The 25,618-nt window shown below is 71.0% G+C and carries 26 protein-coding genes; 15 read left to right on the plus strand and 11 right to left on the minus strand.

Going from position 1 to position 25,618, the window contains the following annotated elements; all coding sequences use genetic code 11:
• Positions 1-654 precede the first annotated feature (654 nt).
• The 4 genes from disA to Ato02nite_RS26185 all read right to left on the minus strand — a co-directional run bounded on the left by disA (position 655) and on the right by Ato02nite_RS26185 (position 5,000).
• The gene (disA, locus tag Ato02nite_RS26170; protein WP_213009280.1) at positions 655-1,845 is read right to left on the minus strand and encodes a DNA integrity scanning diadenylate cyclase DisA; all 1,191 of its coding nucleotides are present in this window, start codon (positions 1,843-1,845) and stop codon (positions 655-657) included.
• A gap of 83 nt (positions 1,846-1,928) precedes the next feature.
• Positions 1,929-3,335 carry a DNA repair protein RadA gene (radA, locus tag Ato02nite_RS26175; protein WP_213009281.1) on the minus strand — a complete coding sequence of 469 codons (1,407 nt, stop codon included), beginning with the start codon at positions 3,333-3,335 and terminating at the stop codon, positions 1,929-1,931.
• A gap of 29 nt (positions 3,336-3,364) precedes the next feature.
• Complete coding sequence (locus Ato02nite_RS26180) at positions 3,365-4,090, minus strand: hypothetical protein (RefSeq protein WP_213009282.1); 726 nt, start codon at positions 4,088-4,090, stop codon at positions 3,365-3,367.
• 82 nt (positions 4,091-4,172) lie between these two features.
• Positions 4,173-5,000 carry a UbiA family prenyltransferase gene (locus tag Ato02nite_RS26185; RefSeq protein WP_213009283.1) on the minus strand — a complete coding sequence of 276 codons (828 nt, stop codon included), beginning with the start codon at positions 4,998-5,000 and terminating at the stop codon, positions 4,173-4,175.
• A 46-nt stretch (positions 5,001-5,046) separates the two neighbouring features.
• Between Ato02nite_RS26185 and Ato02nite_RS26190 the strand changes: the two genes are divergently transcribed.
• From Ato02nite_RS26190 to Ato02nite_RS26205, 4 genes are read left to right on the plus strand one after another with little or no spacing between them, the layout of a single operon-like run.
• A complete protein-coding gene (locus Ato02nite_RS26190; RefSeq protein ID WP_438873074.1) occupies positions 5,047-5,760 on the plus strand; it encodes a methyltransferase domain-containing protein in 714 nt (237 codons plus the stop codon).
• Positions 5,757-6,911 carry an acyl-CoA dehydrogenase family protein gene (locus Ato02nite_RS26195; RefSeq protein WP_213009285.1) on the plus strand — a complete coding sequence of 385 codons (1,155 nt, stop codon included), beginning with the start codon at positions 5,757-5,759 and terminating at the stop codon, positions 6,909-6,911. Before Ato02nite_RS26190 ends, Ato02nite_RS26195 begins: the two co-directional genes overlap by 4 nt.
• 14 nt (positions 6,912-6,925) lie before the next feature.
• Positions 6,926-7,990, plus strand: coding sequence for a type III polyketide synthase (locus Ato02nite_RS26200; RefSeq protein ID WP_213009286.1), 1,065 nt, complete (start codon positions 6,926-6,928; stop codon positions 7,988-7,990).
• Positions 7,990-8,448 carry a DUF6023 family protein gene (locus tag Ato02nite_RS26205; RefSeq protein WP_246607443.1) on the plus strand — a complete coding sequence of 153 codons (459 nt, stop codon included), beginning with the start codon at positions 7,990-7,992 and terminating at the stop codon, positions 8,446-8,448. The genes Ato02nite_RS26200 and Ato02nite_RS26205 overlap by 1 nt, the downstream gene beginning before the upstream one ends.
• Here Ato02nite_RS26205 and Ato02nite_RS26210 read toward each other — a convergent pair.
• On the minus strand, positions 8,445-9,215 hold the full coding sequence (locus tag Ato02nite_RS26210; RefSeq protein ID WP_213009288.1) for a hypothetical protein: 771 nt from the start codon (positions 9,213-9,215) through the stop codon (positions 8,445-8,447). The genes Ato02nite_RS26205 and Ato02nite_RS26210 overlap by 4 nt on opposite strands.
• A gap of 334 nt (positions 9,216-9,549) precedes the next feature.
• On the opposite strand from Ato02nite_RS26210, the gene Ato02nite_RS26215 reads away from it, so the two are divergent.
• The 5 genes from Ato02nite_RS26215 to Ato02nite_RS26235 all read left to right on the plus strand — a co-directional run bounded on the left by Ato02nite_RS26215 (position 9,550) and on the right by Ato02nite_RS26235 (position 12,958).
• Entirely contained in the window at positions 9,550-10,035 is a 486-nt protein-coding gene (locus Ato02nite_RS26215) for a CarD family transcriptional regulator (RefSeq protein WP_026206027.1), read from the plus strand.
• 39 nt (positions 10,036-10,074) lie between these two features.
• Positions 10,075-10,800 carry a 2-C-methyl-D-erythritol 4-phosphate cytidylyltransferase gene (gene ispD, locus Ato02nite_RS26220; protein ID WP_213009289.1) on the plus strand — a complete coding sequence of 242 codons (726 nt, stop codon included), beginning with the start codon at positions 10,075-10,077 and terminating at the stop codon, positions 10,798-10,800.
• Between the two features lie 4 nt (positions 10,801-10,804).
• A complete protein-coding gene (gene ispF, locus Ato02nite_RS26225) occupies positions 10,805-11,278 on the plus strand; it encodes a 2-C-methyl-D-erythritol 2,4-cyclodiphosphate synthase (protein WP_213009290.1) in 474 nt (157 codons plus the stop codon).
• Positions 11,279-11,349: 71 nt separating this feature from the next.
• Positions 11,350-11,736, plus strand: coding sequence for a PPOX class F420-dependent oxidoreductase (locus Ato02nite_RS26230; protein WP_213009291.1), 387 nt, complete (start codon positions 11,350-11,352; stop codon positions 11,734-11,736).
• A 43-nt stretch (positions 11,737-11,779) separates the two neighbouring features.
• Entirely contained in the window at positions 11,780-12,958 is a 1,179-nt protein-coding gene (locus Ato02nite_RS26235) for a tetratricopeptide repeat protein (protein WP_213009292.1), read from the plus strand.
• 165 nt (positions 12,959-13,123) lie between these two features.
• On the opposite strand, the gene Ato02nite_RS26240 is transcribed toward Ato02nite_RS26235, so the two are convergent.
• Genes Ato02nite_RS26240 through Ato02nite_RS26265 form a run of 6 tightly spaced genes read right to left on the minus strand, consistent with a single transcriptional unit; the run spans position 13,124 to position 19,833 of the window.
• Positions 13,124-14,272 carry an N-acetylglucosamine kinase gene (locus Ato02nite_RS26240; protein ID WP_246607429.1) on the minus strand — a complete coding sequence of 383 codons (1,149 nt, stop codon included), beginning with the start codon at positions 14,270-14,272 and terminating at the stop codon, positions 13,124-13,126.
• Positions 14,269-15,525 carry a family 4 glycosyl hydrolase gene (locus tag Ato02nite_RS26245; RefSeq protein ID WP_213009293.1) on the minus strand — a complete coding sequence of 419 codons (1,257 nt, stop codon included), beginning with the start codon at positions 15,523-15,525 and terminating at the stop codon, positions 14,269-14,271. The genes Ato02nite_RS26240 and Ato02nite_RS26245 overlap by 4 nt, the downstream gene beginning before the upstream one ends.
• Positions 15,522-16,403 carry a carbohydrate ABC transporter permease gene (locus Ato02nite_RS26250; protein ID WP_246607430.1) on the minus strand — a complete coding sequence of 294 codons (882 nt, stop codon included), beginning with the start codon at positions 16,401-16,403 and terminating at the stop codon, positions 15,522-15,524. Before Ato02nite_RS26250 ends, Ato02nite_RS26245 begins: the two co-directional genes overlap by 4 nt.
• Positions 16,400-17,299, minus strand: a complete 900-nt coding sequence (locus Ato02nite_RS26255; RefSeq protein WP_246607431.1) for a carbohydrate ABC transporter permease — start codon at positions 17,297-17,299, stop codon at positions 16,400-16,402. The genes Ato02nite_RS26250 and Ato02nite_RS26255 overlap by 4 nt, the downstream gene beginning before the upstream one ends.
• Before the next feature lie 29 nt (positions 17,300-17,328).
• A complete protein-coding gene (locus Ato02nite_RS26260; RefSeq protein WP_246607432.1) occupies positions 17,329-18,600 on the minus strand; it encodes an ABC transporter substrate-binding protein in 1,272 nt (423 codons plus the stop codon).
• A 60-nt stretch (positions 18,601-18,660) separates the two neighbouring features.
• A complete protein-coding gene (locus Ato02nite_RS26265; protein WP_213009296.1) occupies positions 18,661-19,833 on the minus strand; it encodes an ROK family transcriptional regulator in 1,173 nt (390 codons plus the stop codon).
• Between the two features lie 192 nt (positions 19,834-20,025).
• Between Ato02nite_RS26265 and Ato02nite_RS52595 the strand changes: the two genes are divergently transcribed.
• Genes Ato02nite_RS52595 through Ato02nite_RS26295 form a run of 6 tightly spaced genes read left to right on the plus strand, consistent with a single transcriptional unit; the run spans position 20,026 to position 25,616 of the window.
• On the plus strand, positions 20,026-21,249 hold the full coding sequence (locus tag Ato02nite_RS52595) for a chitosanase (RefSeq protein ID WP_213009297.1): 1,224 nt from the start codon (positions 20,026-20,028) through the stop codon (positions 21,247-21,249).
• A gap of 48 nt (positions 21,250-21,297) precedes the next feature.
• Positions 21,298-21,951 (plus strand): hypothetical protein, encoded by a 654-nt coding sequence (locus Ato02nite_RS26275; protein ID WP_213009298.1) that lies wholly within the window; start codon positions 21,298-21,300, stop codon positions 21,949-21,951.
• A 57-nt stretch (positions 21,952-22,008) separates the two neighbouring features.
• Entirely contained in the window at positions 22,009-22,854 is an 846-nt protein-coding gene (locus tag Ato02nite_RS26280) for a hypothetical protein (RefSeq protein WP_213009299.1), read from the plus strand.
• A complete protein-coding gene (locus tag Ato02nite_RS26285) occupies positions 22,851-23,948 on the plus strand; it encodes a fumarylacetoacetate hydrolase family protein (RefSeq protein ID WP_213009300.1) in 1,098 nt (365 codons plus the stop codon). Before Ato02nite_RS26280 ends, Ato02nite_RS26285 begins: the two co-directional genes overlap by 4 nt.
• A 46-nt stretch (positions 23,949-23,994) precedes the next feature.
• Entirely contained in the window at positions 23,995-24,453 is a 459-nt protein-coding gene (locus Ato02nite_RS26290) for an SRPBCC family protein (protein ID WP_213009301.1), read from the plus strand.
• Between the two features lie 14 nt (positions 24,454-24,467).
• A complete protein-coding gene (locus tag Ato02nite_RS26295) occupies positions 24,468-25,616 on the plus strand; it encodes a PQQ-binding-like beta-propeller repeat protein (protein WP_213009302.1) in 1,149 nt (382 codons plus the stop codon).
• The last annotated feature ends 2 nt before the right edge of the window (positions 25,617-25,618 follow it).

The following is a 25,618-nucleotide window of genomic DNA, read 5'->3' on the forward strand; positions in this document are numbered from 1 at the left end:
GCGGCGGCACTTGAGGCGATCACACCGGCGGGCGGCCCACAAGCAAAACCCGCTTGCGCGCCACCCACCGGCGCGATCTTTGGGGCGTGCCGCCGCAAGGAGATCACCCAAGCCCAAAACCGCTGGTTGTGGCGTGAATGGGCGGTGCTTGCGTTTGATGCAGCCGCCAGCCGCCAGCCGCCAGCCGCCAGCCGCCAGCCGCCAGCCGCCAGCCGCCAGCCGCCAGCCGCCAGCCGCCAGCCGCCAGCCGCCTGTCTCCGGCCTGCTGCGCGCGTCCGCCTGCCTCGGGCTGCCTGCTGGCCTTCGGCTTGCTGCCGGCCTCCGGCCTGCTGCGCGCGTCCGGCCGCCTCGGGCTGCCTGCTGGCCTCCGGCTTGCTGCCGGCCTCCGGCCTGCCGCCCGCCTCCGCCCGCCCCGGGCTGCCCGCCCACCTCGGGCTTGCTGTCGGCCTCCGCCCGCCTCGGGCCGCCTGCCCACCTCGGACTGCCTGCCGGCCTCCGGCTTGCTGTCGGCCTCCGCCCGCCTCGGGCTGCCTGCCGGCCTCCGGCCTGCCGCGCGCCTCCGCCCGATCGCTTCCCGCCGACCTCGGGTCCGTCCGCCGTCCATCTGCCCGGTCGGACATATCTGATATGCCGGATCCGGTCGGTCAGGTTGCGTTAGACGTAGCGCTCCAGGATTGACGCCTCGGCCAGGCGGGACAGGCCCTCTCGGACTCCCCTTGCTCTTGCGTCGCCTACGCCGTCTACCGCCTGTAGGTCTTCTACTGTGGCGCCCAGCAGGCGCTGCAGGCTGCCGAAGTGGTCTACCAGGCGGTCGACGATCTGGGACGGGAGGCGCGGGACCTTGGCCAGCAGGCGGAAACCCCTCGGCGACACGGCCGCGTCGAGGGCGTCTGACGCTCCTGGGTAGCCGATCGCCTTGGCCACCGCTACCAGGTCGATCATCTCGGTGGCCGACAGGAGGTCCAGTTCTACGAGAGCCTCGTCCAGCGTCCTGGCCTTGCGGCCGGTGGGCAGGTAGTCGCGGATCACCAGGGTGCGGTCGGCGTCCACGCCGGCCATCAGCTCGTCCAGCTGCAGGGCCAGTAGGCGGCCGTCGGTGCCGAGCTCGACCACGTAGCCGGAGATCTCGTCGGCGATTCGGCGGACCATCTCTAGTCGCTGGACTACCGCGACAGCGTCACGGACTGTGACCAAGTCTTCGATCTCCAGGGCCGACAGGGTGCCGGAGACCTCGTCCAGCCGGAGTTTGTAGCGTTCCAGCGTGGCCAGCGCCTGGTTGGCGCGGGAGAGGATGGCGGCCGAGTCGTCCAGGACGTGGCGCTGGCCGTTCACGTAGAGGCCGATGATGCGCATCGACTGGCTCACCGAGATCACCGGGAAGCCGGACTGCTTCGCGACGCGCTCGGCGGTGCGGTGCCGTGTGCCGGACTCCTCCGACGGGATGGACGGGTCGGGCATCAGGTGCACGGCGGCCCGGACGATCCTCGTGCCGTCGCTGCTCATGACCACGGCGCCGTCCATCTTGCACAGCTCTCGCAGGCGGGTGGCGGAGAACTCGACGTCGAGCGGGAAGCCGCCGGTGCAGATGCTCTCCACGACGGCGTCGTGGCCCAGGACTATCAGGGCGCCGGTGCGGCCGCGCAGGATGCGCTCCAGGCCGTCGCGCAGGGCTGTGCCGGGGGCCATCAGCGCCAGATTGGCGCGTAGCGGATCGGCGGTCACGCCGCCGCCGGAGAGGCCCGGGGTGGACGTCGTCGACGCGGCGCGGTGCGCCGAACCGTTGACGCCGGGTCGCGGCGTCGGGGTGGCGGCAGCGGGCTTGGAACCATCGCGGTCGAGCGGCACCTGTACATTCTACGGAATGTCATCCAGGCCAACGAGCCGTGGTTCGATGAATGCTCCGTAGCGTGATGAAACATCACGCTGTGTCACCCGGCGGAGGCCTTGGCTGCGGCCTGTAGTGCGCCTCGCAGGTCGGAGACCTCCGTTACCCGCATCCCTTTCGGCGCGGTGCCCTCGGGGTCGCAGCCGGGCGGCACCAAGGCCTCCTTGAAACCCAGGCGGGCGGCCTCGGCCAGGCGGCGGCCGACCGCTCCGACCCGGCGGATCTCGCCGGTCAGGCCGACCTCGCCGATCGCCACCAGGTGTGGGGCCATCGCCAGGTCGAGGCCGCCGGACGCCACGGCCAGGGCCATCGCCAGGTCGGCCGAGGGCTCGGTCAGGCGGATGCCGCCGACGGTGGCGGCGAAGACCTCGCGGTTGTAGAGCTTCAGCTGTTTCGTGCGGCGCTCCAGGACCGCCAGGACCATGGCCAGCCGGGCGCTGTCCAGGCCCGACACCGTGCGCCTCGGGCTGCCCTGCACCTCGGCGCCGATCAGCGCCTGCACCTCGGTGACCAGGGCGCGCCGGCCCTCCATGGCGACCGTGACGCAGGTGCCGGGCACCGGCTCCTGGTAGCGGGTGAGGAACAGGCCGGACGGGTCGGCCAGGCTGGTGATGCCGCCCTCGTGCATCTCGAAGCAGCCCACCTCGTCGGCCGCGCCGTAGCGGTTTTTCACGCCGCGGACCAGGCGCAGCGACGAGTGCTTGTCGCCCTCGAAGTGCAGCACGACGTCGACCAGGTGCTCGAGCACGCGGGGGCCGGCGACCTGGCCGTCCTTGGTGACGTGACCGACCAGGACGGTGGCGATGCCGCGCTCTTTCGCCACCCCGACCAGGGCGGAGGTCACCGCGCGGACCTGGGTGACGCCGCCGGGGACGCCCTCGGTGCCGGGGGCCGAGATGGTCTGCACCGAGTCGAGGATGAGCAGGCCGGGCTTGACCGCGTCGAGGTGGCCGAGCACGGCGCCGAGGTCGCTCTCGGACGCCAGGTAGAGCTTGTCGTGCAGGGCGCCCAGGCGCTCGGCGCGCAGGCGGACCTGGCTCACCGATTCCTCGCCGCTGACCACGAGCGACGGTGTGCCGGCGCCGGCCGCCCACTGCTGGGCGACATCGAGCAGCAGTGTGGACTTGCCCACACCGGGCTCGCCGGCGAGCAGCACCACCGCGCCGGGGACCAGGCCGCCGCCGAGCACCCGGTCGAGCTCGCTGACGTTGGTCGGCACGGCCTTGGCGGGGGCCGCGCTGATCGTGGCGATCGGGCGGGCCGGCTCGGCCGGCAGGCGGGAGCTGACCACTCGCCCGGCACCCAGTGGGCTGGTCACCGTGGACTCGATCACCGAGCCCCACTCGCCGCACTCGGTGCACCGGCCGAGCCATTTCGGTGGCTGGTGCCCGCAGGCGTCGCAGACGTAGGCGGGGCGGGCTGCCTTGGCGGCCGTGCGGGAGGTGGTCACCCGGTCAAGTTAGCCGGGGGGTACGACAATTACTCCTCGGAGTTCTCGCCCTCGATACCCGGAGCGCGCGAGACCGGGGAGGCCGGGACCCCGAACGGGGCAACCACGTCGAGGGTCTGGCCGTTGTCGACCTGGATGGTGAGGCTCAGCGAGTAACCCGGGCGGAGCTTGCCGCTCAGGCCGGAGGCCACCAGCATCTCGTCGTCCTGCGGCAGGAAGGTGGCGCTGCTCAGCCCGGGGATGGTGATCTTGGCCGGCTGGAGCGCTGCCTCGGCCGGCTCGGCCGGGGCCGCCGGCTCCGACGACGTGCCGGCGGAAGGGCCTTCGACCTGCTCGGAGGGGAGGCCGGAGTTGGCCGGCGGGCGGCTGCCGGACGGCTCCGGGTTGGCGCTCGGCGAGGCCGCGGCGGCACCGCCGCTCAGGCCGATCTGCTGCGCCGAGACGACGCCCTCGGTGGCCTCCTGCTGCGGCTTGCTGGTGATCGTCACGGTCATCGGCTGCTCGGTCTGGTTGAACAGGCTGAGCTCGATCGGGGCGGTGCCGTTGGCTTCGTAACCCTCGGGGTTGTTGTAGATCACCTGGAGGTTGCGGACGAGCAGGGCGCCGTCGGGGCTCTGGGTGTTGAGGCCCGAGACCGGCGCCTTCAGGATGGCGGTCTCGGCCACCTGCCCGGCCGAGCAGCCGGCGAGGGCGATCACGGCGACCATCGCGGCACCCGCGGCCTGTGCGACGCGGCGGGTTCCCAGCGAGCGCATCACGATCCTCCAAGTAAAGACACCAATGGCGTGAGACTCAGGCTATCGGTCCGAGATCGGGCTCGTGCGCCGACCCGTCCATTCACACCACCGGGCCCGAGAAGATCAGCAAAAGGACGTCGATCAGGGCCACCACGATCACCGCGCGGAACATCGCCACCCGGCGTCCCGTCGCGCGCCGGGCGGCGTACCAACCGAGCGGCAGGACCACGACGGCGGCCGCGGCGGCCGACCAGCCGGACCACGACGGTGGCCCGGACGGTCCGAAGACCAGCGTGAGAGTCGCGCCGAGCAGGAGAAACGCGGCCGCCAGGGCGGAGCCGGCGGCGCCCAGGCGATGCGGCAGGCCGTGCACCCCGGTGGCCGCGTCGTCGTCCAGGTCGGGCAGCACGTTGGCGAAGTGGGCGCCGCCGCCGAGCAGGGCGCCCGCGGCGACCAGCCAGGCCGGCGGCGTCGGGTCGCCCGGCAGCGCGGTGATCACAAAGGCCGGGAGCAGTCCGAAGGTGACCAGGTAGGGCACCACCGAGAACACCGTGGACTTCAGCGGCCAGTCGTAGAGCAGGGCGGACGCCGCGGCGACGACGAGAATCAGCGTCGGCCGGAGGCCGAACGGCAAGGCCAGGAAGGGTACGGCGAGGGAGGCGAGCAGTCCGGCGACCCCGACCGTACGGCGGCCGACCGCGCCCGTGGCGATCGGCTTGTCCCCGCGCCCGGCGACCCGATCGCGCGGCGCGTCCAGCCAGTCGTTGACCCAGCCCACCGAGAGCTGGGTGGCACCCACCGCCAGGAAGATCCCCGGGAGGGCCCAGCCACGGTGGCCCGCGCCGGCCGCGAGCAGGGTCATCGCGACGGTGACCGCGCCGCCCGGCTCCGGATGCGAAGCCTTGATCAGGGCGAGCGCGCGTTTCATGCGGCCAGTGTGGTGGATGTGCCGGATGCGTGCCAGAGTCGATCACATGCGGTCGATGCCTCGTAACGATCCGCTCCAATACGACGAACTCGCCGACCAGTGGTGGCACCCGGGCGGCGGGTTCGAAATGCTGCACTGGCTCGCCGAGGCCCGGGCGGCCCTGATCCCGCCGGCCGGCCGGGCCGGCGCGGTGCTGGTCGACGCCGGTTGCGGGGGCGGGCTGATGGCGCCGCACGTGGCCGGCAAGGGCTACCGGCACATCGGTGTCGATCTCGGGCGGACCGGGCTGCGGCTGGCCGCCTCGCACGGCGTGCAGCCGGTCAACGGCGATGTCACGGCGCTGCCGCTGGCCTCCGGAACGGCCGACGTGGTGGCGGCCGGCGAGATCCTCGAGCACGTCACCGACCTGCCGGGGACGGTCGCCGAGCTGTCCCGGGTGCTGCGGCCGGGCGGCCTCGTGGTGATCGACACGGTGAACGACAACGCGCTGAGTCGCTTCATCACGATCACAGCGGGTGAGTGGCTGGGCCTCGCCCCGCCCGGGATTCACGATGCGTCACTGTTCGTGCGGCCGAGCCGGCTGATCGCCGAGTTCGCCCGCCACGGCGTGCGGCTGACCGTGCGCGGCGCCCGGCCGACGCTGGGCGGTGTCGTGCGCTGGCGGCTGCGCCGGCGACCGACCCGCGGGCGGATCGTGCCGACCGGGCTGACCGCGGTGCTCTACCAGGGGACCGGCCGCAAAGAGGGGGAGCGCTCATGATCGACGAGGCGAGGCGGCTCGTGCCCCGGTTCGCGGCCCGGGCCGCCGCGCACGACCGGGACGGCACGTTCCCCGCCGAGGACTTCGCCGATCTGCGCCGGGCCGGCCTGTTCGGGCTGATGGTGCCCGAGCGGCTGGGCGGGGCCGGGGCCGGCTTCGCCGACTACGCGGCGATCGCCTACGAGCTGGCCCGGGGCAACGGGGCCACCGCCCTGGTCTTCAACATGCACGCGTCGGTCACCGGGGCACTCAGCGGGGTCACCGACGAGCTGGCCGAGGCACTCGGGCTGCCACCGTCGGCGCTGGCCGCCCGGGACGCCTACCTGCGGGCGGCGGCCGAGGGGTCGTGGTACGCGGTGGCGATGAGCGAACGCGGGGCCGGCTCCCGGCTGTCCCAGATGTCCACCCGCTACACCGCGGTCGACGACGGCTACCGGATCGAGGGCGCCAAGACGTTCTGCTCCGGCGCCGGCCACGCCGACGCCTACCTGGTCGCGGCCCGCAGCAGCGCCGACCCGACCCGGGTGTCGCAGTTCCTGGTGCCGCCCGGCGACGGCCTGCGGGTCGAGGAGACCTGGGACGCCCTCGGCATGCGCGCCACCTCCTCGCACGACCTGCACGTCGACGTCACCGTGCCGGCCGATGCCCTGCTCGGCGGCGTGGAGGGTCTCGCCCTGGTGGTCGCCCAGCTCGCGCCGCACTGGATGGTGGCCAGCTACGCCGCGGTCTACGTGGGCGTCGCCCGGGCCGCCGTGGACGCCGCGATCGAGCACGTCAACGAGCGCAAGCTGGGCCACCTGCCGGCCATCCGGGCGCGGATCGGCCGGGCCGACGCCGCGGTCGCGGCCGCCCACCTGGCGGTGCTGGAGGCGGCCCGCCGGGTCGACGCGGCACCCGGTGACGCCGAGACGAACCGCTGGGTGTGGCGGGCCAAGCTGCTGGCCGGCACGACCGCGGCCGAGGTGGCGGCGTCGATGCTGGAGGCGGCCGGCACCTCGGCGATGCGCCGCGGCCACCCGCTGGAACGCCTCTACCGCGACGCCCGCGCCGGTTCCCTGCAACCGGCCACCAGTGACGTCTGCGCCGACTGGCTGGGCGTCGACGCGCTCGGCGGTGATCCCGATTCGGAGGGGTTCGCCCCGCGCTGGTAACAGGAGAGGACGACGTGGAGCACTACGCGACCATCGCGGGGCTCGGCATCGCACTGCCACCCTCGGTGGATCAGCGCGAGATCTGGGACGGTTACTTCCAGCACCAATATTCGGGTCCACGTCGCGCCCTGGCCAAACGGATCTTCGAGAACTCCGGGGTGCGCACCCGGCAGGCCGCGGTGAGCCCGCTGCTGGAGGACGTCGCCAACTGGTCGACCGAACAGCGGATGCGCCGCTACCAGGCCGAGGCCATCCCGCTCGGGAAGGAGGCGGCCGCCCGGGCGATCGCCGACGCGGGCCTGACCGCCGACGAGATCGGCCTGTTCGCGGTCTGCTCCTGCACCGGTTACGCCACCCCCGGCCTGGACATCCTGCTCGCCCGCGACCTGGGCATGGCGCCCGACCTGCAGCGGCTGTTCGTCGGCCACATGGGCTGTTACGCGGCGCTGCCCGGCCTGGGCACGGCAGCCGACTTCGTGGTGGCCCGCGGCCGGCCCGCCCTGCTGCTCTGCGCCGAGCTGACCAGCCTGCACCTGCAGCCGCCCGCGGTGCGGGCGGACGTGCAACAGATCGTTTCCCATGCGCTTTTCAGCGACGCGGCGGCCGCCGTCGTGCTCAAGCCGGGAGACGGCGGCGGGTACGCGGTACGCGAGGTCGCCGCGGTCACGGACAGTACGACCGCCGACCACATGACCTGGGAGGTGACCGACCGTGGCTTCCGGATGGGGTTGTCGCCCCGGGTGCCGGACGTGCTCGCCGTGCACGTCCGCGGTCTCGTCGTCGATCTGCTCGCCCGGCACGGCCTGACCATCGGCGACGTGGATGGCTGGGCCGTGCACCCGGGCGGCCCGAAGATCCTCGACGTGGTCGGCGAGCAGCTCGGCCTCGACGAGGCGGCGCTGGCTCCCTCGCGGGCGGTGCTCACGGCGTACGGAAACTGCTCCTCTCCGACCGTGCTCCTGGTGCTGGACGCGCTGCGCCGCCGTGCGGCGCCGCCGCGTCGCGTTCTCATGCTGGCCTTCGGGCCGGGTCTCACGCTGTACGGAACTCTGCTCGAGACCTCTACAGTCACAGCGTGATGGGGGAGCGGGACCGGGGTGTCGTGCTGTATGCGTGTGCCGCCCTGCTGCTGGCCGGTGGCGGCGCCTGGTGGTTCGCGACCGCGCCGCGGGCGGAGGCCGATCCGCAGATCGAGCAGTGGCGTGCGACGGCCGAGCGACTGCTGCCGGACATCGACCAGCAGGAGGAGGCCCACACGGTGCCTCTCGCGCCCAACAGCGACCGTGAGCTGACGGCCAACGTCGGTAACGGGGAGTACCTGGTGACGGTGCTCTGCGTGGGCGGCGAGCAGAGTCAGGTGCGGGTGAGCCTCGGCGACGCGGGAACCGACACCGGGCGCGGGCTTTCGTGCGGCGATGATCGGCAGAGCTCCGATTTCACGGTGGGCTCAGCCGGACAGTTTCGGATGAATGTGTCCGTCAACGACGCGGGGCCGGTCGTCTTTCGTTACTCCCTGCTGCGGCAGGCCGGTTCCTAGAGGCGGGCCAGATCGGGGCGGAATGTCTCGATCGAGGCGGTGCGCGCATCCGTCCGGATGATCTCGCCGTCCTTGTTGACCAGCAGAGCCGCCGCCGTGCCGTCGGGCGAACCGAGCTTGAGCTGAGTGCGCAGGCTGCCGGACGGGTCGTGCAGCACCCGCACGGTCTTGCCCTGCGCCTGCGGGGTGGCGCCGGTCGGCGGGATGGTGCCGGCCGAGGCGACGACCGTGCCGCCGACCGCGATCACGGTGATCTCGGGGCGGACCGCGTCGACGGTGTCGGCGACCAGCGTGGCACAGTCGCAGCCCTCGATCAGCAGGATCACGACGGGCAGGTCGTGGCGCAGCGAGACGGCCTGGCCGTCGGCGTTGATCAGCTCGAGGGCGGGCAGCGCGCTCGTGCGGACGTTGGTGGTGCTCGCGGTGCGCTGGGTGTTGGGCTGCAGGACCGGCCCGGGCCAGGCCGATGCGAAGAGGCTGGCCACGGTCACGAGCACGGCCATCGAGATGATCAGAACAGGGGCGCGGACCGCACCGGAGGCGATCTTGCGAAGACCGCGCATCACCGGGCGATCGGCGAAGCGGCGCCAGCGGGAGGGGCTCTGGGTGGCGCGCAGCTCGGCGCGCACGGCCTCGACCTCGTCGGAAAGCTCGGACAGATCGTCGGGAATGACGATCACGCCCCACTCCTCGGGGAGATCAGGCAGATCATCCGGCGAGCCGCCGTTCGACGACCATCCGCCGCCGTTATCGCTCGAACCAGCCATGACTCACCCTCCCCCCTGGCCGACCCACTGGTTCTTCGGTCGGGGACCCACTGCCAGCCTCCCTTAACCTCGGCCGAACCGCCAGTAGTGCGCGCTTCCGGACCTTAGCGATAAGCTTGACCTCACAAACGCCGTAGGTGCGAAATATCCGACTCGCTGGTCAAAGCGGTCACGCAATCGTCACATAGCGTCACCGAGGCAGCTCCCGCCGCTTCTGTCAAGCCGTAGAAAGGCCCGTCACAAGGCCCCTGAGCTGCACTAACAGTCACCGGCTGGGCGGGACATAGCTGCCTGAGCGTGTTACCCTAGACACAGCGAAAGGGGCTTCGAACCTATGGTTTTCAGTGTCGGCGAGACCGTTGTTTACCCCCACCACGGGGCCGCACTCATCGAGGCAATCGAGACTCGGGTCATCAAGGGCGAGCCAAAGCAGTATCTCGTTCTGCGCGTTGCCCAGGGTGATCTGACTGTTCGGGTGCCCGCTGAGAACGCCGAAATCGTCGGCGTGCGCGAAGTGGTTGGCGAGGAAGGCCTGGGCAAGGTCTTCGACGTCCTCCGCGCTCCGCACACCGAGGAGCCGACCAACTGGTCGCGGCGTTACAAGGCCAATCTCGAGAAGCTGGCCTCGGGTAACCCCCTCAAGGTTGCCGAAGTTGTTCGTGACCTTTGGCGTCGCGAGCGCGAGCGTGGTCTCTCGGCCGGAGAGAAGCGCATGCTTGCGAAGGCCCGCGACATTCTGGTCGGCGAGGTTGCTCTCGCGGAGAAGAGCACCAAGGACGAGGCCGAGGTTCTCCTCGACAAGGTCCTCACCGAGGCCTGACGACGCCTCGACAACACCATCTCTGCACAGGACCGCGACGTGACCGCGCAGCTTAATGCTCGGGGTGACGTCGCGGTCCTTGTTCCAGCGGCTGGTGCGGGGCTGCGACTCGGGCCGGGCGGTCCGAAAGCGCTCCGCCTGCTGGCCGGCGAGCCCCTGCTGGTGCACGCGATCCGGCGCATCGCCGCCGCCGGATCGGTGCGCGCGATCGTCGTCGCCGCCCCCGCCGGCGAGGTGGAAGCCGTTCAGGAACTGCTTGCCCCGGTCGCTCCGGTGACCGTCGTGGCCGGTGGTGCCGAACGGCAGGAGTCCGTCTCGCTGGCGCTGGCCGCGGTGCCGGCCGGTGTCGGCATCGTGCTGGTGCACGACGCGGCCCGCGCGCTCACCCCGCCGCAGTTGATCGAGTCGGTGGCCGCCGCCGTCCGGGCCGGCCATCCCGCGGTGATCCCGGTCCTCCCGGTGGTCGACACGATCAAAGAAGTGGGTCCCGGTGCGGCCGGGCCCGCCGATTCCGGTCCTCCGCTCGAAGTCGTTCTCGGGACCGTGGACCGGGCGGTTCTTCGCAGCGTGCAGACGCCCCAGGGGTTTCGGTATGACGTTCTCGCGGCCGCGCACGCGGCGGCGGCCGACCCGCTGACCGATGACGCGGGGCTGGTGGAGAAAGCGGGCGTGCCGGTCACCTGCGTGCCGGGGTCCGAGCTGGCCATGAAGATCACTCGGCCGCTCGACCTGATCCTGGCCGAGGCGCTGCTGCACGTATCGTGATCGGGTGATCAATCAGCGGGTCGGCATCGGCACCGATGTGCATGCGTTCGCGGCGGGGCGGCCCTGCTGGGTGGCCGGGCTCCTCTGGCCCGGTGAGGTGGGGCTGGCCGGGCACTCGGACGCCGACGTGGCCGCGCACGCCGCCTGCGACGCGCTGTTCGGGGCGGCCGGGCTGGGCGACCTGGGCAGCAACTTCGGCACCAGCCGGCCGGAGTGGGCCGGTGCCTCCGGGGTGGCCATGCTGACCGAGACGGCGCGGATCCTGCGGGCCGCGTCGTTCGAGATCGTCAACGTCTCCATCCAGGTGATCGGCAACCACCCGAAGATCGGCACCCGCCGCGCCGAGGCCCAGCAGGTGCTCTCCGCCGCGGCCGGCGCACCGGTCACCGTGTCCGGCACGACCGCCGACGGCCTCGGCCTGACCGGCCGCGGCGAGGGTGTCGCCGCCACGGCCGTCGCCCTCGTCACCGCGCCCTGACCCGGGGCTGTCGCTCGGAGCGCTCGACCTCGTCGTCGCACCCTGATCCGCGATCCGGCAAGATCCCGGGTATGACTGTGGGATTGCCGGAGGCGGCGCGGCGGCTGGTGGACGGGAACACCTTTGCGGTGTTGAGCACGATCAATGCGGATGGAAGCCCGCAGTCGACCGTGGTGTGGGTTCGGCGGGACGGGGACGACGTGCTTTTCTCGACCATTCGGGGGCGGGTCAAGACGCGGAACATGGAGCGCGATCACCGGGTTTCGCTGTGCGCCTACGACCCGGCCGATCCGTACGTCTATTTCACCGTCGAGGGGACCGTCGCGCTTGTCGAAGAGGGCGGGGACGCGCTTATCGACGAGTTGAGCCGGAAGTATGACGGGAAGCCCTGGATTCCTACGCCCGGCGCGGTGCGGGTGGTCGGCCGGCTCACGCCCACTCGGGTGATCTCGCGGTAGCCCCCGACCCGCGTGGGGTGCGGCGGGCGCCTACGCTCGACCCGTGGCCGCTCCACTGGATCCCGAGACCTCGCCGGAGGAGTACCGGCAGCGGGCACTGCTGCTCGCCGATCTCGGCCGCTACGACGAGGCGACCGAGGAGATCGCGGCCGGGCTGACCGCGGCGCCCGGCGAGCCGGGACTGCTGGCCACCCTGGCCCGGATCCACCTGGCCGCCGAGCAGCCGGCCGAGGCTCTCGCGGCGGCCGAGCGGGCCGTCTCCTCGGCGCCGGGCACCCTTCCGACGCTGGTCGTGCGGGCCATGGCGCTGACCGACTCCCGGCGCTACGCCGAGGCCGCCCGGGTCGCCGCCGACATCCTGCGCCGCTGGCCCGCCGACGCCTATGCCCAGCGCACCGGCGCGGCCCTGCTCAGCGAGTCGCGCAACGGGCAGGAAGCGCTGAACGCGGCCTGGAACGGGGTGCGGGTGGCGCCGGCCGAGGGCGAGGCGCACCTGGTGCTGGCCGTCGTCGCGGCCCGGCTGCGACTGTTCGACCTGGCCCAGCGCGCCTACGCGGAAGCCCTCGACCTCGACCCGGCGATCGGCGAGGCGCAGCACGACGTCGGGATCGTCCGGTTCGAGCGCCGCCGCTGGGCCGCCGCACTGGAAGAGCTGGCCGACGACGCCTCGCTGCCGGTTCCGGCCGAGGACGGCGGGCCGCCGGGGCCGACGGTGGACGACGGGGCCTACCCGACGCCGTTCCCGCGGCCCTATCCGGCGCCGGACCGGCCCGATCCGGAGGGACCGCCCGCGCACACCTCGGCCAGCTGGACCGGTCAGGTCAGCCGCCCCGGCAAGCCGGTGCTCGACATGTCGTCCGACGTGACCGCCGCGGTGCGCCGCGGCGCGCAGACCGGAGCCAACGCCACCTTGATCGCCGCCGTGGTGGTGGCCGGGATGATGCTGGTCAACGAGAGCATCTCCCGGATCTGGGCCGGCCTGATCGGCGTGATCATCCTGGTCGGCGTGATCGTCTGGCTCAACCGGATCGTGCCGGGGCGGCTGGCGCCGGCGCTGGCGGGTCTGCGCACGGGTAACCGGCCGCTGGCCGCGGCGGCCTACCTGAGTTTCGCGGCGCCGCTGCTGTTGCCGGTCTACGCGCTGGTCGGCGGGGTGATTCCGCTGATCGCCGGAATGGTGCTGGCGGCCGCGGCCAGCATTTTGATCTTGACGAGGCGCTGACCGGAAGCCAGGCGGACGGTCTTTCCAGGTGCGCGATTTCTTGAACGACACGTCCGGCGCCTGCCCACCGCGCGCCGGCTGACATGAGGATGGCGCCGGCTCGGAGGGGTGGACCTCCGGGCCGGCGCCGTCGTTCGCGGGGCACAGGTCGTGTGCCCCGGCGTCTCAGTCCGCGATCGGATCGAGCCGCGCGAGTTTCGCGGCCGGGGCGGGGATCGCGGCCGGCGTTGCGACCTGGCCCGGGAACGCTGTGAGGTTTGCGGTCGGGGCGGGAAGGGTGGCTCGGTCTGTGGTCGAGGTGAGGGTGACGGTGGGGACCTGGGGGGCGGGGGTGGGGGTGCGGTTGGCCAGGGCGGTCCGCAGGGTGGGCTCGGCGACTGGGGCCCGGCCCATCGCGTCCAGGGCCAGCAGGGCCGCGCCGGTTACCGGTGGGGTGGACAGGACGGAGACCTCTACCAGGGGGGCCTGGCGGCGGGCGCCGGCCTTGATCTGGTCGTTCAGTTGGGGGTGGCGGGCTCGCATCACGCCGCCGCCGAGGACCAGGGCGTGCGGGCGGGTGAGCAGGTCCAGACGGGCGGCGGCCACCCGGTGCTGGGCCAGGATCTCGGCGGCCTGGCGGTCGATCAGGGCCGAGGCCACCTCGTCGCCGGTCGCGGCGACCGCGAACAGCAACGGGGACAGTTCGTGGATTCGTTCCATCGGCAGGTCGCCCAGGTGCAGCGCGATGCTGACGGCCTCCACCGTGGGCAGGCCGAAGTGGGCCGCCACGGCCGCCGACAGGGCTGTCGAGCGGCCCCGGCCGTCCTCGCCGCGGACCGCCTCGCGCAGCGCGTGGTCGGCCAGGTCGTGGCCGCCGCCCCAATCGCCGGAGATCGGGCCGAGGGCCGGGAAGCGGGCGGTCCGGCCGTCCGCGGCGCGGCCCACGCAGTTGGTGCCCGCGCCGCAGACGACCGTTACCGCGTCCGGCATGGCGGTGCCGGCGCGCAGCAGGGCGAAGCAGTCGTTGTCGACGATCGTCGTGCCGGCCCACGCCTCGGCCGCGATGACCTCGTGCAGGCGGCTCACCTCGATCGGCAGGTCGGCGCCGGCCAGGTAGACGGCGATCGTGTCGATCGGGGTGCCCAGCGGCAGGCCGGCGTCGGCGTGCACGTCCCGGATCAGCCGGCCCAGCACCTCGACCGTGCCGGGTAGGCCGATGTTGTGCGGTGATGACGTGCCGCCCCGGACGAATCCCAGGACCTGGCCGGATGCGTCGCCGAGGACGACGTCGGTCTTCGAGTTGCCGCCGTCGGCCGCCAGATAGAGCGCTCTCATGAGGCCCACGCGAGATGCTGCCGACCGGCCGCGATGAGCCTGTCGGTCAGGGCGTCCGCGTACTCGTGCTGGCCGATCAGGGGATGGGCGAGCAGGGCGCGGTAGACCCGTTGGCGGCCACCCCGTAGTGCGGCGTCGATCGCGAGTTCCTCGTACCCCCAGACGTGCGTGATGAGACCGGCCAGGTCGGGCGGCAGTGCGGTGACCGGCAGCGTGGCCGGGCCATCGAGGCCCGCCCGGGCCGAGACCTCGATGACCGCGTCGGCCGGGAGGAAGGGCAGCGTGCCGTTGTTGCGCACGTTGACCGAGTGGACCGAGGTGTCGTCGTGACCGTGCAGTGAGGCGAGCAGGCCGACGGCGGCCTCGGAGTAGTAGGCGCCGCCGCGTTCGCCGAGGAGGGCCGGTTTTTCGACGAGGGTCACGTCGCGGTACATGTCGAGGAGGACGGCCTCGATCTCGGCGACGCGCTGCCCGCGGGTGGGCTGGCCGAGGGACTCCCGGACGTGCTTGTCGTGACGGTAGAAGTAGGACAGGTAGTAGGACGGGACGTTGCCGAGGGTGGTGAGGACCTCGGCGGCGATGTCCACCTCGTCGGAAATTTCGGATAGATGCCGTGCAAGCAGGTCAGGGAGGCGGTCTACGCCGTCCACATAGGCTGCCCGCTCCCACGTCAGGTGGTTGAGGCCTACGTGGTCGAGGACCACCGCGGACGGGTCGACGCCCAGGTAACCGGCGAAGCGGCGCTGGAAGCCGATCGCCACGTTGCACAGGCCGACGGCGCGATGGCCGGCGTCGAGCAGGGCGCGGGTGACGATGCCGACCGGGTTGGTGAAGTCGACGATCCAGGCGCCCGGCTTGGCGCGGCGCCGGATCCGGTCGGCCACGTCGAGCACGACCGGGACCGTGCGCAGCGCCTTGGCCAGGCCGCCGGCGCCGGTCGTCTCCTGGCCGACGCAGCCGCACTCGAGCGGGAAGGTCTCGTCGGTGATCCGGGCCTGCTGGCCGCCGACCCGCAGCTGGATCACCGCGGCGTCGGCGTCGGTGACCCCGGCGTCCAGGTCGGTGGTCCAGGTGACCTTGCCCGGATGGCCTTGAGCAGCGAAGATCCGGGCAGCGAACGCGCCGACGATTTCGAGCCGCTCAGCTGCCGGGTCGATCAGGACGAGTTCGTCGACCATCGAGCCGAGCCGTGCGAAACCGTCCACGAGTTCCGGCGTGTAGGTGGATCCACCGCCGATAACCGCAATTTTCACCCTTTGAACCCCGTTAACGTGATGCCCTGCACGAACGCGCGCTGGGCGAAGAAGAAGATGATGATGAGCGGGGCCATGGCCAGCACCGTTGCGGCCGTGACCAGGTTCCAGTCGACGTGGTGGACGGTCCGGAACGACGCCAGGCCCAGCGTCAGCGTCCACGAGTTCTCGTTCTCGCTGGTGTAGAGCAGCGGGCCGTAGTAATCGTTCCAGCAGTAGAAGAACTGGAACAGGCCGGCCGCCGCGATGCCCGGCCGGGCCATCGGCAGCACGACCCGCAGCAGCGTGCGCCACTCGCCGCAGCCGTCGACCCGGGCCGCGTCGAGGTATTCGGACGGGATGGTCAGCAGGAACTGGCGCAGCAGGAAGATGCAGAACGCGTCGCCGAACAGGGCCGGGATGATCAGCGGCGCGAGCGAGCCGGTCAGGCCGTAGCGGGCCCACATCAGGTAGAGCGGGACGGTCACCACCTGCGGCGGCAGCATCATCACGCAGATGATGGTGAGGAACAGGGCGTTGCGGCCGCGGAATTTCAACTTCGCCAGGGCGTACGCGGCGGGCACGCTGGACGCCAGGGTGAGCACCGTGGAGCTCACTGCGTAGATCATCGTGTTGAGCAGGTAGTGCGGCAGCGGCGTCGACCGGAACACCTTGACGTAGTTCTCGGGATGCCAGGTGTTGGGCCAGTAATCGCTGGTCAGCGCCTGGTTGCTGGTCATCAGCGAGAGCAGCACGAGGTAGATGACCGGCGTCAAGAACATGATCACCAGGACGATCGCGATGCTGTGCTTGGCGATCCAGGCGAGCCGGTTCTGCCGTTTGATCTTGCGGGCCGGCAGGTCCGCGATCGCCGGCGGCGCCTCCAGAAGAGTCGTCACGATTCCTCCCCGGAGAAGGCCTTGGCCCGGCGCATCAGGATCACGGTGACCGCGAGCGCGACCACGAACAGCGCGATCGCGAGGGCGTTGGCGTAGCCGAGCGCGTTGTACCGGAACCCGACCGTGTAGAGCCACAGTGGATAGGTGAAGGTCGAGCCTTCGGGATAGCCGAAGGACTGGGAGATCCCGGCCCCGACGGTGGCCTGCCCGCTGGCGATCGAGCCGGCCACCGCCGCCTGGTCGAAGTACTGCAACGTGTAGATCACGCCGGTGACCGCGGCGAACAGGATCACCGGGCGGATCGACGGCAGGGTTATCGACTTGAACCGGTGCCAGGCGTTCGCGCCGTCCAGCGACGCGGCCTCGTAGAGGCTCTCCGGAACGCCCAGCACCGCGGCCAGGAAGATCACCATCAGGTCGCCGATGGCCCACAGTCCGAGCAGGACCAGCGACGGCTTGGCCCAGGTCGGCGAGTTGAACCAGAGCGGACCGCTGATCCCGATCTTCTCCAGGAAGTGGTCGACCGGACCGGTGCCCGGCTTCAGCAGGTAGACGAACGCGATGGTGGCGGCCACCGGCGGCACCAGGGCCGGCAGGTAGAAGACCGTACGGAAGAAGCCGGCGCCCCGCCGCAGCTGGGTGAGCAGCATCGACAGGCCGATCGCCCCGATGATCCGGGCCGGGACGAAGACCGCCACCATCCACAGCGTGTTGCGTACGGATTGGAGCAGGAACGGGTCGTCCGCCATCCGCTTGTAGTTGTCCAGCCCTACCCACTGGGGCACGGAGAGCAGGTCGAACTTCGTGAAGGAGAAGTAGACCGCCGAGATCAGGGGGTAGACGAAGAACACGGCGATCCCGATCAGTGCCGGGGCCAGGAACGACAGCGTCGTCAAACTACGACGAAGGCGAATGGCGGACATGGTCAGCCGCCCAGCTGCATGACGCTGTTGACCTGCTTGTCGGCATCGGCGAGCCCGGCGTTCAGGTCCTTGACCTTGCCGGCCTGGTAGGTCAGCAGGAACTGGCCGAAGGTCTCCTGGTAGGCGGGTCCGGACGCGGACGGCGGGGTGGTCTGCGAGTTCGGGCTGTTGAAGATGTCGATGAACGCCTTGAAGTCGGGGTCGGCGTTGAGCGTCGGGTCGGCGATCGACTTCGTCGTGGTCGGCACGTTCTTGATCAGCCCGGCCAGCTTGGTGACGGCGGCGTCGTCCGTGGTCAGGTACTTGATCAGCGCCCAGGCCGCCTCGGGGTTCTTGGCGTTCTTGGAGATGCCCATGATGTTGCCGGTGACGTAACCGCCGCCGTACCGGGAGGCGTCACTCGCCGGGAGCGGAGCCACGCCGTACTTCAGGGAAGGTGCCTGGTCCTTGAGGAACGCCAGGCGGTACTCGGCGTCGATGTTGATCGCGACCTGGCCCTTCTGGAACGCGTTGTCCGCGCTGAACTCGTCGCCGAGGCCGGCCTTGAACTTGGTGAGGTTGGCGTAGCCGTACCAGTCGACGAGGTTCTTCTGCCAGGTCAGCAGGGTCTTCCAGGCCGGGTCGGTGCCGACCGCGGACTTGCCGTCGTCGGTCAGCCACTTGGCGCCGACGGCCGGGGCGAGGTGCGCGGCGGCGTTCTCGTAGAAGTCGTAGAGCGGCAGGAAGCCGACCGTCTTCAGCGAGCCGTCCGAGTTGCGTACGGTCAGCTTCTTGGCGTCCTCGGTCAGCTCGTCGAGGGTCTTGGGCGGGCCGGCGATGCCGGCCTTGGCGAAGAGGTCCTTGTTGTAGAACATGCCGTAGGCGTCGGCGAGGAACGGCATTGCGCAGCGCTTGCCGCCGAACTCGGTGTACGACCGGGTGGTCGCGTTCAGCTGGTTGAGGTCCACTTTGTCGCGGTTGATGTACGGGGTGAGATCCACCCACGCGCCGGACGAGCAGAACTTGCCGACGATGTCGGTGGAGTAGGAGAGGCCGATGTCCGGTCCGTTGCCGGCGCCGATCGCCTGGGTGACCTTGGAGTCGTCCTGCCCGGACTTGACCGTGACCTTGATGTTGGGGTGACTCGACTCGAAGTCCTTGATCACCTGGTCGATCGCGTCGGCCTCGCGTTCGGTGAAGAAGTGCCAGAGCTCGACGGTCCCGGACACCGAGGCGCCAGGGTCGGCGACCTTGTTCTCCTTCGGCGCGGGGGTGCAGGCGGCGGTGGTGAGCAAGGCAAGGGCAAAAAGGGCAGAGGGTAGCCGTTTGTTCACTTTGGGGCCTCTCAGGAAACGTCAGCTATCGCGGATGGCAGTGATGAGTGCTTCCCGGATCGCGGCGAGGCCGGCGTCGAGAGCGCCGAGCAGCACCGCGTCGTCGTCGATGGTGGTGACCGCGATCGAGCTCTCCAGCGGCGCGGCCCGGCGTACCGCGGTGTTCACCGCGGCCAGCAGGGTCTCGCCGCCGGCCTGGGCGATCGGGCCGGCCAGCACCACCAGATAGGGGTCGAGAACGGCGATCACCGCGGCCAGGCCGACCGCGACGCGGTCGGCCAGCGTGGTGAGGAATTCGCCGGACGCGGCCGTGGCGGCCCGGACGACCTCGGCCGGGGTGTTCCCGGCGATGCCGTTGTCCCGGGCCAGTTCCATGATCGCGGCGCCGCCGAAGAGGTCCTGCAGGTCGAGCTTGCGATCCGAGGAATCCGGCGAGTAGAGCGGCATGTAGCCGATCTCGCCGGCACCGCCGCGGGCGCCGCGGATCAGCTTGCCGGCGATGTCGATGGCCAGACCGAGACCGTCCTGGCCCATCCAGAGCAGCGCGAATCCCTCCGCGTCCCGGGCGGTGCCGCGCTTGCGCTCGGCCACCGCGGCCAGGTTGACGTCGTTGTCGACGCCCACATGGGTGCCGAGGGCGGCCGCGATCTCCGGCACCAGGCCGGCCCGGCCGAAGCCGGGCACGTCGACGTGCCGGATGGTCTCGGTGCGGGCGTCCCAGGAGCCGGGCACGCCGAGCTGCACGTGGCCGATCCGGTCGGCCGGGACGAGGGCCTGATCGCGCAGCCGGGCGACGACGTCGACGAGCGCGATGGCGGGTTCGGTGCCGAGGAAGTCGATGCGCGACTCGAACCGGGCGCGGACGGCGCCGGTCAGGTCGCAGAGGGCGGCGGTCACCGACGGCGTGCCGCTGGTGCCGATGTCGCGCACGGAGACCGCGACCGCGTACGCCGCATCGGGGTTCGCCGCGTAGATCTCGGCGTTCGGCCCCGGGCGGCCACTGTTGTGGCCCACCACATTGACCAGGCCGGCGTCGGTGAGTCGGCGCAGCACCTCGGAGATGGTCGGGGTGGACAGGGCGGTGAGCTTGCGCAAGTCGGAGCGGGTGAGCATCCCTGGGTCGAGCAGGTGCGCTAGAGCGGCGCTCTCGTTCATGGCGCGGAGCAGCTTGGACGAGCCGGCCAGACGCGTCAACGGGGCTCCCTGCGGATAGGCAAACTGACTAACAGTTGCTCGGACGGTAGACAGAGCCCTCCCCCATGTCAAGGCCCATCAAGCAGGCTAGACCACCTCATCGAAGCCTATTGATAAACCTGGTTAACTGTTCTAGCGTCACTGCCCATCACGCGCGTGATCCCCTTCATCCCCCCTCCCCACAGGAGTGCCATGAAACGCGTGCGGGCAGTCGCATATGCCTCACTTGGCCTGGTCGTCCCCGCTGCAGCCATCGCTTATGGGCTGCTTCCGGCCAGCGCCGCCGTAGCCGGCCCGATCAAGGGACTCGGCAGCAAGTGCATCGACGTCGCTGGCGGTTCCAGCGCCAACGGCTCCGCCGTGCAGCTCTACGACTGCAACGGCAGTGCCGCCCAGCAGTGGACCGTCGGGAACACCGACAACACCATCCGGGCGCTCGGCAAGTGCCTCGACGTCACCTCCGCCTCGACCGCGAACGGAGCGAAGATCCAGCTCTACGACTGCAACGCCACCGGCGCGCAGAAGTGGACCGTGTCCAACGGAGCGCTGGTCAACAGCGGGTCGGGCAAGTGCCTCGACGTGACCGACAAGAGCACGGCGAACGGCGCTCGGTTGCAGATCTGGACGTGCTCGAACACCGCGAACCAGACTTGGGCCATGCCCGGTGGAACCAGTCCCACAACACCGCCCACCTCGTCACCCACCTCTGCCCCTTCAGGCAAGAGCCTGGACGATCCGGCGAAGAAGGACGTCGCCATGCAGCTGGTCTCGGCGGCGGAGAACTCGTCGCTGAACTGGCGGGCCCAGTTCGCCTACATCGAGGACATCGGCGACGGCCGCGGCTACACCGCGGGCATCATCGGGTTCTGCTCCGGGACCGGCGACATGCTGGAACTGGTGGAGGCGTACACGGCCACCAAGCCGTCCAACGTGCTCGCCAAGTACCTCCCGGCGCTGCGCAACGTCGACGGGACCGACTCGCACTCCGGTCTCGACCCCAACTTCACCAAGGACTGGAAGACCGCCGCGGCCGACTCGGTGTTCCAGGCAGCTCAGGAAGCCGAACGCGACCGGGTCTACTTCAACCCGTCGGTGCGGGACGGTAAGAGCGACGGCGTGCGGGCGCTCGGCCAGTTCGCCTACTACGACGCCTCGGTCATGCACGGTTACGAGGGCTTCCGGTCCATCCGCAGCCGCGCCCTGACCAAGGCGAAGCCGCCCTCGCAGGGCGGTGACGAGCGCGCCTGGCTCAACGTCTTCCTCAACGAGCGGGTCGTCGAGATGAAGAAGGAGGAGGCGCACTCCGACACCTCGCGGGTCGACACGGCCCAGCGCGTCTTCCTCAACAACAGCAACTTCGACCTGAACACGCCGCTGGACTTCGCGGTCTACGGCGAGAACTTCCACATCGGCTGATATACCGGGCACCCGGGGCGCTTCGGCGCCCCGGGTACCTTGTCGGTCATGGTCGATCTTCTGCTCGCCGGCGCGGCGGTGGTGGTTCTCGTCGCGGTGACCGTGGTGCTGGTCCGGGGCGAGCGCCGCGGCCTGGTCGCCCTGGTGGCGCTGCTCGTGCTGGCGGCCGGCACGTTCGCGGTGGCGGTCTACCACCGCGCGTCCACCGGCGACGAATCGGACAGCGTTCTTCCTGATCTGCCGATCGCGGTGTCCAGCCCGGCCGCCCAGGGTCTCGGGGCGGCGATGCTGCACGTCGAGGTGCCGATGGGAAGCGGCGACAAATACCCGCAGGGTGCGATCTGGCTCGATCCGCCGCGGGCCGGCACCGACGCCTACACCGGCGACCTCTCGCTGCTCTGCTCGACGCCGGGCAAGACCGATCATGATCAGAACTGCACGGGCGGCGATCAACGCGTGTGGACCGTCGAACCGCTCGAGAAGCGGGCCCTGGTCAGCCCGGCCACCGGTGATCCGTTCGCCGATCCGGCGGCCTGCGACGAGGGCAACGTCAGCTATCAGCCGGGCTATCTGGAGCTGGTCGCCGGCAAGGGGTACTGCGCGCGCATCGCCGATCGCGTCTTCGCGCTGCGGATCCCGAGTTTTCCGGCCGATCAGCCGCTACCGAAGGCGCTGAGCGCCGAGGTCGCGGTCCTCGGGTGAAAACCGACATAGCGGGCCTGGTTGTCCGGCCTCTCAAGCGTCCATTAGGTTCAGATGGTGTCAACGATGGTGCCTACGCTGTTCGCCGGGCTGGTCGATGACGCCTCTTTGCTTCCGCCCAGTCTCATCGGCCTGCCCGATGCCGTGGCCAAGCACGTCGAGCACCGCGGGGCCTGGTTCGCCGGACTGCTCGGTCCGCTCCTGATCCCCGCCTCATTGATAAGCGTCGAAATGCCTCGGCGTGAGCTGCCGGTCGCGCTGGTCGGCGACGTCGCGGTCGGCGCGATGCCGATCGCGGTCGAGAAACTGCGCGCGGCCGGGGCGGTGGTCTTCCACCTCGAGGCGCCGGTGGCCCGGCGCGGCGAAGACCCGCAACCCGGGCTCAGTGATCTGCGCACGCTGGCCGAGCAGGACAAAGACCTCCAGGTGTACGCCGAGATCCCGCTCAGCTGGGGTCTCCTCGGCGCGCTGGACACGGTGGCCGAGTGCCGGGCCGCGAGCCTGCGGATGGCCCCCAAGTTCCGGGTCGGTGGGCTGGCCGCCGAGTTGTTCCCCACCCCGGTCGAACTGGCCGCGGTGATCTGCGCCTGCCGCGACCGGGAGTTGCCGTTCCGGCTGGCCGCCGGCCTGCGCCACGCGATCCGGCACACCGACCCGGAGACCGGCTTCACCCACCACGGCTTCCTCAACGTGGTGGCCGCCGGCATCCTCGCGGCCGAGGGCGCCGAGGTGGCCGAGGTGGCCGAGGTGCTGGCCGCGACCCATCCGCTGCCCCTGGTCGAGCCGTGCCGGCGGCGGCGCGACGACACCCGTCCGCTGTTCGTCGGCTTCGGCGCGGCCAGCGTGGTCGAGCCCCTGACCGAGCTGATCCGGCTCGGCCTGATCAACGGTGGTCCCGAATGAGCCGGTACGGCAGCGAAAACCTTCCCTACGGCGTCTTCAGCCGGCCGCGTGGCGAGCGCCGTCTCGGCGTACGCCTGGGGTCCTCGGTTGTTGATCTTTCGTCGTTGGGTGGGCAGTTGGCCGCGGCGACGCTGAATCCCCTGCTCGCGGCCGGTCCGGCCGAATGGGCGGCGGCCCGGGCCGCGGTCGCCGACCTGGTCTCCGGCTCGCCGGAGCGCATTCCGCTCAGCGAGGTCACCCTGCATCTGCCGTTCGAGGTGGCCGACTACACCGACTTCTACTCGTCCGAGCACCACGCGCGGAACGTGTCGGCGATCCTGCGGCCCGGTGAGTCGGGCCTGCCGCCGCACTGGAAACATCTGCCGATCGGCTATCACGGCCGGTCGAGCACGGTGGTGGTGTCCGGCACCCCGATCCGGCGGCCGCACGGGCAGCTCGGCGAGGGCGTGTTCGGGCCGTCCCGGCGGCTCGACGTCGAGGCCGAGGTCGGGTTCGTGGTGGGGGTGCCCGGCCGGCGGCTGCGCACCACCGACTTCGCCGACCACGTCTTCGGGATCACCCTGGTCAACGACTGGTCCGCCCGCGACATCCAGGCCTGGGAATACCGTCCGCTCGGCCCGTTCCTGGCCAAGTCGTTCGCCACCTCGGTGTCGCCGTGGGTGGTGCCGCTCTCGGCGCTGTCCTCCGTTGTGGCGTTGCCGCAAGATCCGCCGCCACTCGACTATCTGCAGCCGGCCGGGCCGGCCTTCGATCTGCGGCTGTCGGTCGAGTGGAACGACACCCGGGTGTCCGCGCCGCCGTTCGCCTCGATGTACTGGACCGCCGCCCAGCAGTTGGCCCACCTGACCAGCAACGGCGCCTCGGTGCGCACCGGTGATCTGTTCGCCTCCGGCACCGTCTCCGGGCCGGCTCGCGAGGAGGTCGGCTCGTTCCTCGAACTCACCCGCAACGGCGCCGAGCCGGTGAAGCTCACCGATGGCAGCGTGCGCGGTTTCCTCGAGGACGGCGACAAGGTCACCATCAGCGGTACGGCCATCGGCGCGGCCGGCGTGGAAATCGGTCTGGGCGAGGTAACCGGAACCGTAGTGCCCTAGCGCCCGCGCGCCTTACCCTCGTAGCGTGTACGCGGGAGGTCACTCTATGTCCACCGTCGCGGTGACACGCCTGATCGAGGCACCGGTCGCCTCGGTCTGGCAGGTGTTCACCGACCTGGCCCGGCGACGGGACTGGTTGTCGGCCGTAACGCGGGTCGAGGTGCTCAGCAAGGGTCCGTTCGGCGCCGGTACGGCATGGCGCGAGACCCGGCCGATGGCCGACGGTGGCGAGATCACCGAGGAGTTTCACGTGCTCGAATGCGTGATCCCGGATCGGTTCGTGGTCACCTCACCGGGCATCGGCGCCGACTACACGATGACCTACTCGTTCGTACCGGTCGTCTCCGGCCGGCACCGCGGCGGCACGATGGTCACCGTCGTACAGGATGGTGGCGCGACCCAACCGGGCGGCCGTCTCCTCGCGCTGATCTTCGGCGGTTTGGCCGCCGGCACCGCCGAGGTGGCGATGCGCCGCGACCTGGACGACCTGGCCGCCGTGGCCTGACATAGTCTCGGCTGGTGCAAAAGGTACTTCTGCGGGCGCTGGTCGCGCTGGTCGTGGCCGCCGCGGCGGTACTGGTCGGCTGGCGGGTGCTGGCCCCCGCCGAGGTCCTCGCCGTCGTCAAGCCGCCCTATCCGGCCGCCGGTCAGGCGCTTCCCGGCGTGACCGGCCGCCTCCCGGTCGCCCCGCTGATCGTCGACCAGCAGATCCGGGTCTATGCCTCGAAACGGCAGATCCGGGCCGACGCGCCGATCAACGCGAAAACCGTCCGCACCGCGATCTGGTCGTTCCGGCGCTGGCCGCAGCAACTCTCCGGAGTGGTTGCGGTCGGACCCACCGTGATCAGCCGATGGTCCGACGGCGCGCTGGTGGCCATCGACGGCCGCACCGGCACCATCGCCTGGCGGGCCGACGGGCCCGCGGCACCGGGTTGGTCCGGGCATCGGACCGGCGCCGGCGCGGTCTGGCGACCGGCCGGCCTGCACGTGGCCGGCGACGTCGTGCTGGTCACGGCCGCTTCCGAGTCTTCCGCGTACGCGGCTAGCACCGGCACCCGCCTCTGGACAGCGTCGGGTCTCTGCGCCGACGGCTTCACCACCGGCGGCGGCCGGTACGTCTGCCCGCTCGGTGCCTACGACACGGCGACCGGTGGTGCGGTCGCGTCCTTCCCGGCCGGGCCGTACACGCCGCTCGGCTGTGATGTCGCCGCGTCCGGCTGTGCCGGGCTCCGCGACGGCTCCGGCCGGGGCTGGCTCACCGACGGCTCGACGCCAGTGCGCGCGCCCACCCTGGATGCCGCGGGCAGCACGGTCGCTCTCGGCCTGGTCTTCCAGCCCACGGCCGACGCGCTGGTCGCCGTCGATCCGGTCACCGGTGTCGCGGTGCGGCGCTATCCCGCCGGCGCGCAGGTGCTCGGGGCGGCCGGCGACGTTGTCGTGCTGCTGACCGCGGACCGGCAGGTCATGGAGGTGTCGCCACGATCCGGGACGGTGCGGGCGACGTTCCCGGCCGCTTTCGGCACCGAGCGTCCACATTTCGACGTCGGCGGTGTGCAGGTGACCTCGCGGTATGTTGCGATCGAGCGGCTCGCTGTCGCGCGACCCGCCAACCCGGACACTCCCGGTTACTACTACTCGGCCGACACTGTGCTGATGGCGGCGATGTGACG

Origin of the sequence: Paractinoplanes toevensis (assembly GCF_018332695.1) — a bacterium.
Classification (GTDB): domain Bacteria; phylum Actinomycetota; class Actinomycetes; order Mycobacteriales; family Micromonosporaceae; genus Actinoplanes; species Actinoplanes toevensis.